The sequence below is a fragment of the Actinokineospora sp. NBRC 105648 genome, assembly GCF_030269645.1.
Lineage (GTDB): Bacteria > Actinomycetota > Actinomycetes > Mycobacteriales > Pseudonocardiaceae > Actinokineospora.
This window is the reverse complement of record NZ_BSTR01000025.1, coordinates 77,245-91,766: the sequence shown is the minus strand read 5'-3', so window position 1 is coordinate 91,766 and position 14,522 is coordinate 77,245. Positions and strand designations below refer to the sequence as shown.

At 72.9% G+C, this 14,522-nt stretch carries 14 protein-coding genes; 12 read left to right on the top strand and 2 right to left on the bottom strand.

Translation table 11 applies throughout. The features are described 5' to 3' along the window. Positions 1–161 precede the first annotated feature (161 nt). A complete protein-coding gene (locus QSK30_RS21695) occupies positions 162–728 on the top strand; it encodes a hypothetical protein (protein ID WP_285505309.1) in 567 nt (188 codons plus the stop codon). Between the two features lie 144 nt (positions 729–872). Continuing rightward, the gene (locus QSK30_RS21690) at positions 873–1,436 is read left to right on the top strand and encodes a mycothiol transferase (RefSeq protein ID WP_285505308.1); all 564 of its coding nucleotides are present in this window, start codon (positions 873–875) and stop codon (positions 1,434–1,436) included. 20 nt (positions 1,437–1,456) lie between these two features. Here QSK30_RS21690 and QSK30_RS21685 read toward each other — a convergent pair whose 3' ends face one another. Continuing rightward, complete coding sequence (locus QSK30_RS21685) at positions 1,457–2,512, bottom strand: Lrp/AsnC family transcriptional regulator (RefSeq protein WP_285505307.1); 1,056 nt, start codon at positions 2,510–2,512, stop codon at positions 1,457–1,459. A gap of 484 nt (positions 2,513–2,996) precedes the next feature. On the opposite strand from QSK30_RS21685, the gene QSK30_RS21680 reads away from it, so the two are divergent. Together QSK30_RS21680 and QSK30_RS21675 are read left to right on the top strand one after the other, a co-directional pair. Next, positions 2,997–3,608, top strand: coding sequence for a papain-like cysteine protease family protein (locus QSK30_RS21680; RefSeq protein ID WP_285505306.1), 612 nt, complete (start codon positions 2,997–2,999; stop codon positions 3,606–3,608). A gap of 5 nt (positions 3,609–3,613) precedes the next feature. After that, positions 3,614–4,390: a hypothetical protein gene (locus tag QSK30_RS21675; RefSeq protein WP_285505305.1), complete on the top strand. Its 777-nt coding sequence runs from the start codon at positions 3,614–3,616 to the stop codon at positions 4,388–4,390. A 68-nt stretch (positions 4,391–4,458) separates the two neighbouring features. On the opposite strand, the gene QSK30_RS21670 is transcribed toward QSK30_RS21675, so the two are convergent. Then, positions 4,459–6,039 carry a serine/threonine protein kinase gene (locus QSK30_RS21670; protein ID WP_285505303.1) on the bottom strand — a complete coding sequence of 527 codons (1,581 nt, stop codon included), beginning with the start codon at positions 6,037–6,039 and terminating at the stop codon, positions 4,459–4,461. Between the two features lie 123 nt (positions 6,040–6,162). Here QSK30_RS21670 and QSK30_RS21665 point away from each other — a divergent pair, with 123 nt between their 5' ends. The 8 genes from QSK30_RS21665 to QSK30_RS21630 all read left to right on the top strand — a co-directional run bounded on the left by QSK30_RS21665 (position 6,163) and on the right by QSK30_RS21630 (position 14,444). Next, on the top strand, positions 6,163–6,732 hold the full coding sequence (locus QSK30_RS21665; RefSeq protein ID WP_285505301.1) for a PadR family transcriptional regulator: 570 nt from the start codon (positions 6,163–6,165) through the stop codon (positions 6,730–6,732). Continuing rightward, positions 6,729–7,148 carry a hypothetical protein gene (locus QSK30_RS21660; protein ID WP_285505300.1) on the top strand — a complete coding sequence of 140 codons (420 nt, stop codon included), beginning with the start codon at positions 6,729–6,731 and terminating at the stop codon, positions 7,146–7,148. The genes QSK30_RS21665 and QSK30_RS21660 overlap by 4 nt, the downstream gene beginning before the upstream one ends. A gap of 99 nt (positions 7,149–7,247) precedes the next feature. Next, a complete protein-coding gene (locus tag QSK30_RS21655; RefSeq protein WP_502871861.1) occupies positions 7,248–8,291 on the top strand; it encodes a FecCD family ABC transporter permease in 1,044 nt (347 codons plus the stop codon). Further along, positions 8,288–9,343, top strand: coding sequence for a FecCD family ABC transporter permease (locus QSK30_RS21650; RefSeq protein ID WP_285505295.1), 1,056 nt, complete (start codon positions 8,288–8,290; stop codon positions 9,341–9,343). The genes QSK30_RS21655 and QSK30_RS21650 overlap by 4 nt, the downstream gene beginning before the upstream one ends. Before the next feature lie 91 nt (positions 9,344–9,434). Beyond that, on the top strand, positions 9,435–11,072 hold the full coding sequence (locus QSK30_RS21645) for an ABC transporter ATP-binding protein (protein ID WP_285505293.1): 1,638 nt from the start codon (positions 9,435–9,437) through the stop codon (positions 11,070–11,072). Positions 11,073–11,581: 509 nt separating this feature from the next. After that, complete coding sequence (locus QSK30_RS21640; protein WP_285505291.1) at positions 11,582–13,258, top strand: ABC transporter ATP-binding protein; 1,677 nt, start codon at positions 11,582–11,584, stop codon at positions 13,256–13,258. A 128-nt stretch (positions 13,259–13,386) separates the two neighbouring features. Next, a complete protein-coding gene (locus QSK30_RS21635) occupies positions 13,387–13,623 on the top strand; it encodes an MbtH family protein (RefSeq protein WP_285505289.1) in 237 nt (78 codons plus the stop codon). A gap of 2 nt (positions 13,624–13,625) precedes the next feature. Then, on the top strand, positions 13,626–14,444 hold the full coding sequence (locus QSK30_RS21630) for a siderophore-interacting protein (RefSeq protein ID WP_285505288.1): 819 nt from the start codon (positions 13,626–13,628) through the stop codon (positions 14,442–14,444). Positions 14,445–14,522 lie beyond the last annotated feature (78 nt).

Genomic DNA, 14,522 nt, shown 5'->3' with positions numbered 1-14,522 from the left:
GTCACGTGTCTGTCCACACTGGACTACCCTGGACCCGGACTCGAGCGGGCCGGTAGCCGTTTGTGCCCGCCGGTGCCCGCCGGTGCCCGCCGGTGCGCGACGGTCGGCATCACCCGATCGGAGCGCGAACCACCCGGATTCGGGGATGGCCGAGCACTTCCGTGTGCGCGACGGTCAGTGGGCGGGGCAACCACCGCACGAGTGCCGCGGCGCTGACCACCGGGACGGCCGCTGTGGCCGCGCCGGTGTCGGGCGAGCATGCGGCGATGGCCCGGTACGCGGGCGACTCCGACGGTTTCGAGGGGGACCCGTGGATCCGCTGGGAGCGGTTCACCAGCGGTGACGGCGCCACCGACGTCAACTACGGCCTCGGCTTCGCCCACAACGGGGCCAACAACGGGTGGCTCTACGCCGCCCACGGTTGGGCCGCGGAGCGCCTGCGGGTCTCGGTCGACTCCTGGCCGAACCGCCACAACTGCCGGGCGCGCGTCTGGGCCCGGCCGGTCGACCAGGGCGCCCAGGTCGAACTCCAGGTGTGGGACCCCAACGGCTGGCGGATCCTGACCAGCACCGCTCCGTGGCTGAGCAGTGCCGGCTACCAGAAGATCGTCACCTCCGGCGTCGACCTCACCGGTGTCCCGACTGTCTACGTCCAGGCGATCTACGGCAACAGCACCGGCGCGGGCCGGTTCGTCCGACTCGACGACGCCGTTCTCGAGTGCCTCTGACGCGACGGTCTCGACGCCATGTTCGTGACGGCACCGTGCTGAAGCCGACGGCACTGTGCTGAAGCGGTCGTCCGGGGTATCGCGCGGTGCCCCGGACGACCGCCTTCCCTGCGGCTGTCGGGGGTCGAGGTTACGGTGACGGCCATGAGTGAGAGTGACTACCCGTGGGAGCCGCCCTTCGCGGGCACGGAGATCGAGCACCTCGTCGGCGCGCTCGACCGGTTGCGCACGACCTTCCGCTGGAAGGCCGACGACCTCGACGCGGCCGGGCTGTCGGTCCGCGTCGGCGCCTCCGCGCTGACCTTGGGCGCGTTGCTCAAGCACCTCGCGTTCGTCGAGGACTACATGTTCACCGTCAAGATGCGCGGCGGGTCGCCCGGGGAACCGTGGGCGAGCGTGGACTGGGACGCCCACCCCGAGTGGCCGTTCACCTCCGCGGCCGACGACACCCCCGAGCAGCTCTACGCCCTCTGGGACGCCGCCGTGCACCGCTCGCACGTCCGGCTGACCACCGCGCTGGCCGACGGCGGGCTCGACCAGCTCGTCCACGTGTCCGGCCCCGACGGTCGCCACGCCAGTCTGCGCAGGCTCGTCTGCGACCTGGTCGAGGAGTACGGCAGGCACACCGGCCACGCGGACCTGCTCCGCGAGGCGGTCGACGGGCGCGTCGGTGAGGACCCGCCCGCGGGCTGGCGCGCGAAGAGCTGATCCCGGTGCGTCCGCCCGGGTCACGCCGCCGAGGTGATCGGAATGTGTCCTATTGAGACACCCTGGGGCCCCAGCAGCCTGCCCATCCGCTTGCGGGTGCGGGTGCTGATGCTCCGGTTCGTGATCTCCAGCAGCGGTTGGCAGGCCGCCATCCGGGCCTCGAAGTCGGCGCAGCCCGCCGGGTTGGGCAGCCAGGCGCTGATGATCAGGTTGTGGTCGCCCGCGACCGCGACGCACAGCCGGGTGTCGGGCAGCGCCGCCAGCGCGCGACCGGTCTGGTCCATCAGGTCGGAGCGGACGTTGGCGTAGTAGGTCGCGATCACCGGCCAGCCCGCGAGACCGTTCGCGATGTCGCAGCGGAACAGCAGCTCGTGCGTGGTGGCCAACCGGTTGACCCGGCGGCGCACGGCCGACTCGCTCATCCCGCAGTCGCGGGCGAGGTCGGCGTAGCTGCGCCGGGCGTCGGCGTTGAGGGAGCGGACCAGGGCGGCGGCCTCCGCGCCTTCCCACCTCGCGGCGGTGGCCGGTCGCGGCGCGGCGGGGCAGGCTCGCAGGGCGGTGCGCTGCTGCGGGGTGAGCGCGTGCACCAGCCACCCGCTGCCCTCGCGGTAGAGGCGGGTCGCGATCGCCAAGTGCGTGGCGGTGATCCCGGGCAGGCGGCCGAGGGTGGTGCTGACCAGGTCGTCGAGCGCGGCGAGGTCGTTGGCGATCAGGCTCAGCCGCAGCTGGTGCTGGCCGGTGGTGCACTCGACGCTGAACACGCTCGGGTGCCTGCACAGCTCGTCGGCGACCGCGGTCAGGATGTCGGGGCGGCAGGCCAGGTCGAGGTAGCCGACGACGGTGGCGGGCACGGTCGGGTAGGCGGTCAGCCAGGCCAGGCCGAGTGAGCTGATCCGCGCCCAGCGGCGGGCGGCGGTGGTCGCGTCGATGCCGACGGCCGAGGCGATCCGCGTCCACGGCGCGCGCGGGTCGACCTGGAGCGCCTCGATCAGGGCCAGGTCGCTCTCGCGCAAGGCTGCGGAATCCGGCCCGGCGGTGGCGTCGGAATCCGGCTTTTCCGAGGTCACCGGTGACATTCAGGCATTGTTGCCCGATTCCGCCGCGATCGCTATCGAACGGTAATTGTTAACGCCTGTCCGCGGTGCCGCCGCCCGCGGCCGAGTCGCTGCTCAGCCCGCACGCGGGCCCGCCCGCACTGGACCCCTTTCCTGGTGACAGTCGACTCCGACCGTCGGTTGTCAAGTGATCCGCCGCGGGAAAGGGAAGTCGGCGGAATTACGACCAGGTGTTTCACCGCGGTAGTCCCGCCGGGCGGTCGACCGAGTCCGGTTTGCCAGGTGTCGCGGCGGAATCCGGCAGCGGCGCCCGGCCGCCGCTGGTTTCCGGCGATTTCCGGACGATATCGATGTCGTGGCTGATCGTTACCGAGGCAAGCGTGAACCCACCATTCGAGCGGGTTACCGGGTAGCGATCGGGGTCAAATGCGACTCTCCGCTGATCCTGGCCCCGGCTTGAACGGCGCGGGAACACGTCCGTATGAAAGTCAGTGGAGGACACTCCGTGAAGATCACACCCGTAACCCTGCGCGGGTTGGCGGTCGCCTGTGCGGTGGCGTCGGCGCTGGTCGCCGCACCCGCCGCCCAAGCCGCGCCCGCGTCCGCCGCGCAAGCGGTCTCCGCGACCGGCATCGACCTGAACATCACGATGCAGGAGCAGCAGAAGTCGAACTGGTGCTGGGACGCCAGCGGCAACACCATCGCCGCCTGGTTCGGCAACACCCTGACCCAGACCAAGTTCTGCCAGATCGCGCACAACGAGACCGGTACCACCTGCGCCAACAACCAGGGCTACCTCAGCGACCAGCAGCGCGTCTTCCGCTGGCTCGGCTTCGACGACGACGGCATCTACAACTCCAACGGCCAGACCCTGAGCTTCAGCGCCATCAAGACCGAGATCGACAACAAGCGGCCGATCGGCACCCGCATCCAGTGGTCCAACGGCGGCGGCCACATGCACGTGCTCTACGGCTACGACAACGCCACCAGCGGCCAGCGGGTGTCCTACGGCGACCCGCTCCAGGGCGTGCAGCGCTACCACCACGTGAGCTACAGCGCCTACAAGAGCAACAGCGAGTTCTCGTGGACCCACACCCTCTACGGAATCAAGGGCTGACACCGATGACCAAGCACACCCGACGCGCCGCCACGGTCTTCGGCGCCCTCGCCCTCCTCGCGCTCGGCGCGGGTCAGGCATCCGCCGCCGAGACCCCCGCGGGCGCCCCCTCCGCGCAGGACCTCGCCTCGATCCGCACCGCGGTCGACAGCCCGGACACCCACGACTGGCTCGCCACCACGGTGTTCCCGGACACCGCCGGGGTCAGCGCCGGTGTCGCCGCGCAGACCGCCACCGCCGACGCCGGCTCCCCGATCGCGGTCTACCAACCGACCGCGGCCTTCATCAGGGGCACCTCGGCCACGCCCGCCGAGCTCGCCTACGTCGCGGTGCCCGCCAAGACCGGCAACGGTTCGGTGGCCACCGTCGCGACCCAGCGCGTGGGCGGGAAGTGGCAGGTCTTCGACGTCGCCTCCGGTGACTACGAGCGGGCCTACGCCGCCAAGGCGGGCAAGGGCTACCTGCTGCGCGAGCCCCAGGTCAACGCCTGGTACTCGGTGGAGGGCGGCAAGGTCACCGTGCTGGAGGGCTCGGTCACCGGGGTCGCCAACGGCACCACGATGACGGTGGCGGACCTGCGCGCGGCGCTCAACGCCCGCTACGGCGACAAGCTGCCCGGCTCCGCCTACGACCGCAGCGGCGCAGCGGGCGGCTACGGCCCGACCGTCGCGGCGAGCGCTCCCGCAGAGTCCGACTCGACGCTACTGACCCTTGGCCTGATCGGGGGCGCGGTCGTGCTCATCGGCGGTGCCACCACCGCGGTGCGCCTGCGTCGCGACTGATCTCCCGCACACGTTGTCCGGGCGGCGCCGACCTTCAGGCGCCGCCCGGACGACTCGCTTGCGGTGCCCTAGATCGAGGCTTCCCACCGTTGGGCCTCGACCACGACGTCGGTCAAGGTGGACTCGCCCGCGGCGGCGGGCATCCGGAAAGCGGGCTGGCCGCAGCCGTCGCTGCTCATCCAGCCCGCAGTGCCCTTCGCGGTGTCGCCCGCGACCTCGTCGGCGGCGTTGAGGAGGGTGGACTCCACCACGGCCTCTCGGTTGAGCGCGCGCCAGCGGATGTAGAAGCGCTGCCGGTCGCAGCCGTTCATGGTCAGCGGGAAGTCGGTCACGGTGGTCCACTCGGTCCCGGTGAACGCCCTCGGGGTGTCCTTGATCGTGTCGACCAGGGTGTAGCCGTCCACCTTGGTCGGGAACGCGGGTGGGCTGGCACCGGCCTTCACCGACCAGGGTGCGTCGAAGGCGGGACTGTCCTGCGTGGTCGGGGGCGCCGCCGACGTGGTCTCCGCTTCGGACGTGGGAGACGCCGAGCCCCCGTCCGTCTCGGGGGCCTTGCTGGTTTCCGGGGTGTCCTCGTTCGCGGCCTCGGAGGTCGTGGTGGTGGCGAGCGCAGGCTGGGCCAGGGGAGTGCCCGCGGTGGTGTTCTGCCTCGGGGCCAAGATCACCAGGACTGCGATCAACGCCAGGGTGGCCACGGCCGCGACGATCGGGAGAGCGGCTGACCGGCTCTTGGATCGGGCTGTTCCGGTGTGGAACGCGGTCGGGCCGCTCACCTGGCTGAAGCCGCCGGTGCCTGGGCCGCCGCTGGTGGTGGCGGCGCGCTCGTAGTCGGTGTCGAAGGAGCCCGCGAACAGCTTCGTCGACGACACCCGACCGGACAGCAACGCGGGCGCGGCCGGGCGGGCGGTGGGGGACTTGGCCAGCGCGGGCACCACCAGCTCCCGCAACCACGGCGGCACCCCGGTCAGATCCGGTTCGTCGTGCGGGATCCGGTAGGCCAACGCCTCGATCGGCCCTTCGCCGAACGGCCCCCGGCCGGTGGCGGCGTAAGTGAGGACCGCGCCCCAGCCCCAGACGTCGGTCGCGGTGGTCACCTCCCGGCCGAGGAGCTGCTCCGGGGCCATCCACATCGGCGAGCCGATGACCATGCCCGCCCGCGTCAGCTGCGTCATCGCCGAGGTGCGCGCGATGCCGAGGTCGACCAGCACCGGTCCGCCGTGGGTGAGGATGATGTTCCCCGGCTTGACGTCGCGGTGGATGATGTTCGCCGCGTGCAGGGCGATCAGGCCCTCCGCCAGCCCCTCGGCCAGCTGCCGCAGCTGCGCGTCGGCCATCGGCACGTCGGCGTCGGCGAGCGAGGGGCCGGAGACGTACCGCATCGCCAGCCAGGGCACCGCGGCGTCGGTGTCGGACCCGCGCAGGGCGGCGACCCGCTCGGTCGTCACCGACGCCAGCAGCTCCGCCTCGCGCCGCATCCGGGCGCGCGCGTCGTCATCGGCGCCCGCGGTGAGCGTCTTCACCGCCACGGCGTCCTCGTCCGGCCCGAAGGCCAGGTAGACCACGCCCATCCCGCCCTCGCCGAGTCGCCCCCGCAGCCGGTAGTCGCCGAGGGTGGCGGGGTCGTCGGGGCGGAGGTCGCGCAGCGGCATGGGTGCAGTCTGCCGGGTCGGGCCGCCACCACGCAGCGACTCGGCCGCGCTGGTCGGCGGCGGTTCGGACGTTGCCGCGCGGCAGATATCTCTGGTAGATATATCTCTCAGAGAGGAGCCATCGTGGCGAGAGCGAGTCAGACCGAGACCGCGGTCCTGGGCGGGTTGAGCGTCCAGCCGATGACGGGGTACGCGTTGCGGGAAGCGATCCGGGACGTGCTCGGGCACTTCTGGAGTGAGAGCTACGGGCAGATCTACCCGACCCTGTCCGCCCTCGAACGGCAGGGGCACGTCCGCAAGGAGGACGCGACCAAGACCGGCGCTTCCACCTTCGTCATCACCCCGTCGGGAACCCGGCGCCTGCGCGAGTTGCTGGCCCAGCCGATCCAGGTCGCGCCGCCGCGCAACGGGCTGCTGCTGCGCCTGTACTTCGGCAGGCAGTTGGGTCCCGCCGCCTGTCGGGAGCTGCTCCAGACGGCGCTGGGCGAGGCCCAGGACGCCTTGGCCCGGTACGCCGCCATCCGCGCGGAGGTCGAGGCGCAGGACGTCGGGGACCGCGACTACTGGCTGCTCACCGTCTCCGCGGGTGAGCACTCCGCCCGCGCCGCGGTGGCCTGGGCCACCGCCGGACTGTCCACTATGGACGAGATCGACGCCGACCCGACGAGAACCCGACCAGGGAGTACCGCATGACGATCACCGCTACCCGAAGGCTGAGACTGCTCGCCGCGTGCGCGGCGGCGGGTCTCGCCGCCGTGTCCGGGTTCCAGGTGCTGCTCGCCGCCGGGATCCCCTTGGGCCGGGCGGCGTGGGGTGGCACGAGCGCCGAACTGCCCACCGGCCTGCGGGTGGCGAGCGGGTTCGCGGCCGTGTTCTGGCTGGCGGCGGCAGCGGTGGTGGCCCGGCGGGGCGGCCACGACCTGCCGCTGGTGCCCGAACGGGTCGCCCGGGTGGGGACCTGGGTGCTGGTCGGGCTGCTCCCGGTGGGGTTGCTGGCGAACCTGGCCTCGTCCAGCCCCTGGGAGCGCTTCGGCTGGGCGCCCGCGGTCGCGGTGCTGGCCGCGCTGACCCTGACCGTCGCGCGTGGACGTCGCCCGGTTGAGCGTTGACCGCGACCGGGGGTTCGGCGCTGTCCACTCCGCGGAACCTCCGCGATCCCGGGGTGTGCGCACCGGTTAAGGTAAGCCTTACTTAACCGGCGGGAGGGTGTGGTGGTCCAGGGCGCGGCGGTGCTCCCCGTGGACACGCGCAGGCGCGGCCGTGTCTCGCGGTCCGGCGGACTCCTGGTGGCGTTCGTCGCGCTGCTGGTCCTGTGCTTGGTCAGCGTGTCGGTCGGGTCGCGTGGGATCCCCCTGGGGGTGGTCTGGGACGTATTGACCCGGCACCTGACGCAAGGGGACGAGGTGTCGATCATCTGGGACCGGCGGGTGCCGCGCACGCTGATCGGGCTGCTGGTCGGCGCCGCGCTCGGGGTCGCGGGCGCGCTCATGCAGTCGCTCACCCGCAACCCGCTCGCCGACCCCTCGCTGCTGGGGGTCGACATCGGCGCCTCCACCGCGGTGGTCACCTCGATCGCGTTCTTCGGGATCACCACGGTGGGCGGCTACATCTGGTTCGCCTTCGCGGGGGCGGCGGTCGCGGCGGTCGTGGTCTACCTGCTCGGTTCAACCGGTCGGACGGTGACCCCGGAGCGGATGGTGCTGGCGGGCGCCGCGGTCAGCGCGTCCCTCGGGGCGTTCGTGGCCGCGACCCTGGTGCTGGACCCGGCGGCGTTCCAGCAGTTCCGGTTCTGGCAGATCGGCTCGCTCGACGGCCGCGACATCGGTGTCTTCTGGCAGATCCTGCCGTTCGTGCTCGTCGGCCTCGTGGTGGCCGTGCTGCTCGCCTCGCCGCTGAACGCGCTCGCTCTCGGCGACGACGCCGGGCACGCACTGGGTGTGGACATCGGCCTGGTCCGGATCGGGTGCGCGGTGGCGATCACCCTGCTGTGCGGGGCGAGTACCGCGGCGGTCGGGCCGATCGCCTTCGTCGGGCTGACCGTGCCGCACATCGCCCGGGCGATCACCGGACCGGACCAGCGCTGGGTGCTGCCCTACAGCGCGGTGCTCGCCCCGATCTTGCTGCTCGGCGCGGACGTGGTGGGCAGGTTGATCATCTCCCCGCGCGAGATGGAGGTCGGGATCATCACCGCCTTCGTCGGGGCGCCGGTGTTCATCGCGTTGTGCAGGCGGCGGAAGTTGGCCCACCTGTGATCGAGGAGCAGACCGGCGTGGTGAGCTGGCGGACGGTCCGGGCGCGCGGCCTCTCGCTGCGGGTGCGGCCCCGATCGGCCCTGGTCGTGGGAGTGCTGCTGGTGGCCATCGCGGGGCTCGCCGTGCTCGCGCTGCTGACCGGGGATTTCCCGCTGTCGTTCACCCAGTTGCTCAACACCCTCGACGGCGCGGGCACCGGGGGCCAGCAGTACGTCGTCTACGACCTGCGCCTGCCGCGGCTCACCGTCGCGGTGCTGGTCGGGGCGGCGCTGGGGATCAGCGGCGCGATCTTCCAGAGCCTGTCGCGCAACCCGCTGGGCAGCCCGGACATCATCGGCTTCTCCACTGGCTCGGCCACCGGCGCGGTCCTGGTCCTGGTCGTCTTCGGCGGTGGTGTGGCGCAGATCGCGGCGGGCTCGGTGCTCGGTGGTGTCGTCGCCGCCGTGGTCGTCTACGGGCTGGCCTACCGCAACGGCGTGCAGGGCTATCGGTTGATCTTGATCGGCATCGGCGTGACGGCGGTGCTCGGCTCCCTCAACACCTACATCCTCACCAGGGCCGGGCTGCGGCAGGCGCAGGCCGCGCAGGTGTGGCTGGTGGGCAGCCTCAACGGCCGCGGCTGGAGCGAGGTGGTGCCGGTCGCGATCGCACTGGTCCTCGTGCTGCCCGCCGCGCTGGTGCTGGGCCGCAGGCTCGACCTGCTCGAGATGGGCGACGAGACCGCGACCATGCTCGGGGTCCGGGTGGAGCGGACGCGGCTGTCGCTGGTGGTGGTCAGTGTGGCGCTCACCGCCGTGGCGACCGCGGCGGCGGGCCCGATCACCTTCGTCGCGCTCGCCGCACCGCAGGTCGCCCGGCGGTTGGCGGGCGCGTCCGGGCCCGCGCTGCTGCCGTCCGCGGCGCTGGGGGCGACCCTGCTGCTGGCCAGTGACGTTCTCTCGCAACGGGTTTTCGGGCAGAACAAGCTCCCGGTCGGCGTCACGACCGCCGCCGTGGGTGGGGTGTACCTGGCCTGGCTGCTGGCGCGGGAATGGCGCTCGGGCAGGCGTTGACCGGCACATTGACACCGGTCCACGGACAAGTAAGGATTGCCTAAGTTTACTTAGTGGCCCTGACCTGGGGTCGACGGGGGAGGGGGCCGGGGTGGAACTGCTGCGCGGTGGGCTGCGGCGGGAGAAGGTCGTGCTGCTGGCGGGTCTGGGGGCGACCGTCGTGCAGCAGGCCGCGCTCCTGGCGGTGCCCTGGTGCGTCCAGCACGGCCTGGACGAGGGCATCGCGCCCGGTGATGGCGGCCGGACGGCGTTCTGGGCCGCGATCACCTGCGCGGTCGCCGTGCTGATGCTGGTCGCCGCGGCGGCGGGCAAGTGGTGGTCCGCGCTGGCGGCGCACCGGATCGCGCACCGGCTGCGGGCCGACCTCGCCGCCACCGCCGCCGGGCTCGACCGCGGCGCCATCGACCCGTTCGGCCAGGGCGACCTGGCGATGCGGGTGACCAGGGACACCGAGATGATCACGGCCTGGGTGCAGGGGCTGACCCGCTGGGCCCGGGTGGCGGTCACCGTCGCCCTGGTGCTGCCCGCCGTGGCCCTGCTCGACCCGGTGCTGCTGCTCGTGCTGGTCGTCTCGATGCCGGTGCTCGGCCTGCTCAACGCCCAGTTCCCGGGCCGCTTCCGGACCGCGAACGAGCACCTGTCCGCCGCGCACGGCGACCGCGCCGACGCTGTCGAGGACCTGCTCTCGGCCAGCGCCGCGGTGCGCGGGCTCGGCGGCGAGGAGGTTCTGGTGCGCAGGCACCACGAGGTGAGCGCGCGGGTCACCCGGCACACGCTGGGCGTCGCCCGGATCTCGGCGTGGTGGGTGTCCGTGCCGCCCGCGGTGCTCCGGCTCGCCGTCGCGGTCGGGCTCGCGGTGGGCGGGATCGCCGCCATCGAGGGCCGGATCACTGTCGGTTCGTTGGTGGCCTTCACCTCCTGGATGATCACCATGACGGTCGCCGTCACGGTCCTGGTCGACCTGCTGGTCAACCGGGGCCAGGCGCGGGTCGCCGCGGCCAGGGTGGCCGAGGTGCTCGCCGCCCGACCGGTCGTCGCCGCACCCGCCGACCCCCGGCCACTGCCCGCGACCGGCCTGCTCGCCGCGGTCGGCGTGACCGCGGTGCGCGACGGCCGGACCGTCCTCGGGCCGGTCGACCTGCTGGCCGCGCCGGGGGAGCTGGTCGTGGTGACCGGTCCGACCGGCTCGGGCAAGTCGGTGCTGGTCCGGTTGTTGTGCAGGCTCGACGACCCCGACCGCGGCACCGTCCACTTCGGTGGTGTCGACCTCCGGCTGGCCGACCCCGCCGAGGTCTGGCGCCGGGTGGGCGTGGTGCCCCAGCGCCCGGTCGTGCTCTCCGGCACCATCCGGGACAACGTGACCCTCGGCCGGGACGTCGACCTCGCCGAGGTGCGCGCCGCCTGCCGGGCCGCCGCGATCGACGAGTTCGTCGACTCCCTGCCCGACGGGTACGACACCGTCGTCGGCGAGCGCGGCGAGACCCTGTCCGGTGGCCAGGTCCAGCGCCTGTCGCTGGCCCGCGGCCTGCTCGCCAAGCCGCCGGTCCTGGTGCTCGACGACGTCACCTCCGCGGTGGACGCCGAGACCGAGCGCACGATCCTGCGCAGGCTGCGCGAGTGGTCCCCGGACTCGACGCTGATCTTCGTCTCGCACCGCCCCGCCGTGGTGGCCGCCGCCGACCGCCTCATCCGACTCGACGAGCGGGCATTGGAGACCGTCGGTGGCTGAGCTGTCCCCGGCGCCCACTGCTCCCACCCGGTTCGCAGTCCGCACCCGGTTCGCTGTGCCCGGCCGATCCGCGGTGCCCGCCCGGCTCGTCGCGCCGGTCCGGGATGTCGCGCCCGTTCGGTGCGCGGTGCCCATCCGACTTGCCGTGCGGGTCCGGGATGCTGGGCCCGTTCGGCTGGCTGTGTCCACCTGGCTGGCTGTGCCCGCCAGGTTCGCCGTGCCCGGCAGATTCGCGCCGCTCGCCCCGCTCGTTGCGCGGGTCCGGGATGTCGTGCCCACCCGGGTTGCGGCGCCCACCCGGGTTGCTGTGCCCGGCCGATCCGCGGTGCCCGCCTGGCTCGTCGCGTGGGTCCGGGATGTCGTGCCCGTTCTGTGTGCTGTGCCTGCCCGGGTTGCTGCGCCTGCCCGGGTTGCTGTGTCCGTCCGGCGTGCGGTGCGTGTCCGGGTTGCTGTGCTCGCTCGGTTTGCCGTGTCCGCTCGAGTTGCTGTGTCCACTGTGGAGGTTGTCGGTGGCTGAGACCCGCCTGCTGTCCGAGGCGCCGGACACCGCTCGGGTGCTGCGCCGGTTCTGGCCGCACCTGCGCCCCTACCGCGGCCGGATCGCGGTGGCCCTGGTGACCACCGCGCTGGCCACCGCCGCCGTGGTGGGCATCGCCCCGATGATCGGCGCCGGGGTCGACGCCGTGCTGGCCGGTGACCGGTCGGCCCTGTGGCTGGCGGTCGGGGTGCTCGCCGGACTCACCCTGCTCCGACTGATCCTGCTGGCCGCCGCCGAGCTGCAGCTGACCGCGGTCGGCGAGCGGGTCGTGCGCGGGGTGCGCGAACTGGTCGTCGGCAGGCTCGCCTCGGCGCCGCTGCGGTTCATCGAAGCGCATCGGACCGGCGACCTGCTGCGCCGCGGCACCGGTGAGGTCGCCGAGCTGGCGCAGTTCGTCCGGGCCAGCCTGCCGGACCTGCTCGGGGCCTTGATCTCGCTGGGCATGACAGTGGTGGTGCTGCTGGCCTACTCCTGGCTGCTGACCCTGGTCCTGCTGGCGTTGTTCGTCCCGGCCGCGGTGCTTGTGCTGCGCTGGTTCGGCCGCGACGCCGACGACGCCTTCGGCGACCAGGCCGCCGCCGAGGCGACGATGACCGCCCAGTTCACCGAGCTGGTCACCGCGGGGGAAACGCTGCGCCTGGGCGGCGGGACCGCCGCGCGGCTGGAGCGGTTCGCCCACGCCAACGACGAGGCGCTGCGGTCGGCGAACCGCTCGGTGGCGGTGCAGAACCGGCTGGAGGCGATGGCGCTGCTGGAGGGACTGGCGACCGCCGCGCTGCTGCTGCTCGGGGTCTGGCTGGTCACCACCGACCAGGTCAGCGTCGGCACCGTGGTGGTGTTCGTGCTGGCGACCCGCAACCTGTTCGAGGGCATGGTGAACCTGTCCGAGCTGCTGGCCGAGCTGCGGATCGCCCGGGTGGGCCTGGCCCGCCTGCTCGACCTGCTCGCCGCCACCGAGCGGACCGAGCCACCCGCGCGCGCCGAGCTGCCGCCCCGCGCCGAACTGTCCACTTCGGACCTCGGGTACGCCTACGTCGACGGGGTCGAGGTGCTGCACGGCGTGCGGGTCGAGTTCCCGGTCGGTGACCGCGCCGGTCTGGTGGGCGAGACGGGGTCCGGCAAGACCACGTTGGCCAAGCTGCTCAGCGGGCTCTACAGCCCGGACCGCGGCACCGTCAGCTACGGCGGGGTCGACCTCGCCGAGGTGTCCGACAGCGCGCTGCGCGGGCGAGTCGTCCTGGTGCCGCAACAGGTCCACCTCGTGCGCGGCACGGTGGCGGACAACCTGGCGATCGCGCCCGGCGAGCCCGACCGCGACCGGATGGTCCAGGCGGTGTCCGCGCTCGGCGTCGACGACTGGGTCGCGAGCCTGCCGGACGGCCTGGATACCCCGGTGGGCAGGCGGGGTGAGCGCCTCTCGGCGGGGGAGCGGCAGATCGTCGGCCTGGTGCGGGCGGCCCTGGTGGACCCGGCGGTGCTGATCCTGGACGAGGCCACCGCCGACATCGACCCGGTCACCGCCGCGCGCCTCGAGCGCGCGGTGGACCGGCTGCACGAGGGGCGCACGCTGATCGTCATCGCGCACCGCACGGCCACCATCGAACGCCTGCCCCGCGTGGTGACCCTCGCCGACGGGCGGGTCGTCTGAGCGGTCCGGGGTCCAGGGCCGGGGCCACGCCCCTGTGACGGAACTTGCACACCGCACGACTACCACTTCTGCACCACCTAGAATTAGGTTAGCCTAACCAAACAGTTCGAGCCTGAGGAGTAGTCCCGATGTCGACCAACCCCTTCGACGACGAGAACGGCACCTTCCACGCCCTCGTCAACGACGAAGGTCAGTACTCCCTGTGGCCGACGTTCGCGGACGTCCCGGCGGGCTGGTCGATCGTCTTCGGCGCGGACACCCGGGCCGCGTGCCTGGCCTACATCGAGACCACCTGGACCGACATGCGCCCGCGCAGCCTGGCCGAGAAGATGGACGCTGGCCTGGCCGGCGGCGCGAGCGCCTGACCGTGGGCACGCCCCGCCCCGCGCCCGCCGGGCGTGACTCGCTGCGCGCCTACCGGCTCACGGTGGCGCGCAAGCGGACGGTCACCCCGCACCTGGCCAGGATCACCGTCACCGGCGCGGACCTGGACCACTTCACCGACGTCGGCCCGGAGCCGCGGTGCAAGGTCCTGGTGCCGCCCCGGCCCGGCGCGGACATCTCGATCCCGCACGCGGTCCCGGGCGGGACCCCGTTCTGGGACGCCGTGCGCGCGCTGCCGGAGAGCTCGCGCCCGGTCGTGCGGACCTACACGGTGCGGGCGGCCCGGCCCGCGCAGCGGGAGATCGACATCGACTTCGTCCTGCACGGCGACACCGGTCCGGCCTCGGCGTGGGCGGGCGCGGCCCAGCCGGGCGACCCGGTGGGGATCTACGGCTGCCTCAGCAGTTTCGCGCCACCGGCGGACACCACGGCCTACCTGCTCATCGGGGACGACACCTCGCTCCCCGCGATCAACGGGATCGCGGGGGCGCTGCCCGCCGGAACCCGTGCGCACGTGTCGATCGAGGTCGACGGCCCCGTCGACGAGCAGCCCCTGGACTCCGCCGCCGACCTGAAACTCACCTGGGTGCACCGCGCCGGTGCCGAGCCCGGCGGCCCGGAGCGCCTGCTCGCCGCGCTGCGCGCCGTGGGCCAGGTCGAGCCGACCACCTTCGCCTGGGTCGCCGGGGAGTCCGCGATGGTGCAGGCCATCCGGTCGGAGCTCGTGCTCGGCCACGACCTCACCCGCCAGCGCGTGTACTTCAGCGGCTACTGGCGCCGCGGCCACGCCGAGGACGACTAGGCCCGCGAAGTCCACCCACCCACTCGTCGCCGTCGCCCGTGACCGGGCCCGGCGTGCTGATCGCTGTGCCTGAAGGGT

Excerpts from the sequence above, each read along its gene's own strand:
- QSK30_RS21690 (WP_285505308.1), top strand. The coding sequence starts at position 873 with ATGAGTGAGAGTGACTACCCGTGGGAGCCGCCCTTCGCGGGCACGGAG.
- QSK30_RS21685 (WP_285505307.1), bottom strand. The coding sequence starts at position 2,512 with ATGTCACCGGTGACCTCGGAAAAGCCGGATTCCGACGCCACCGCCGGG.
- QSK30_RS21675 (WP_285505305.1), top strand. The coding sequence starts at position 3,614 with ATGACCAAGCACACCCGACGCGCCGCCACGGTCTTCGGCGCCCTCGCC.
- QSK30_RS21670 (WP_285505303.1), bottom strand. The coding sequence starts at position 6,039 with ATGCCGCTGCGCGACCTCCGCCCCGACGACCCCGCCACCCTCGGCGAC.
- QSK30_RS21660 (WP_285505300.1), top strand. The coding sequence starts at position 6,729 with ATGACGATCACCGCTACCCGAAGGCTGAGACTGCTCGCCGCGTGCGCG.
- QSK30_RS21635 (WP_285505289.1), top strand. The coding sequence starts at position 13,387 with ATGTCGACCAACCCCTTCGACGACGAGAACGGCACCTTCCACGCCCTC.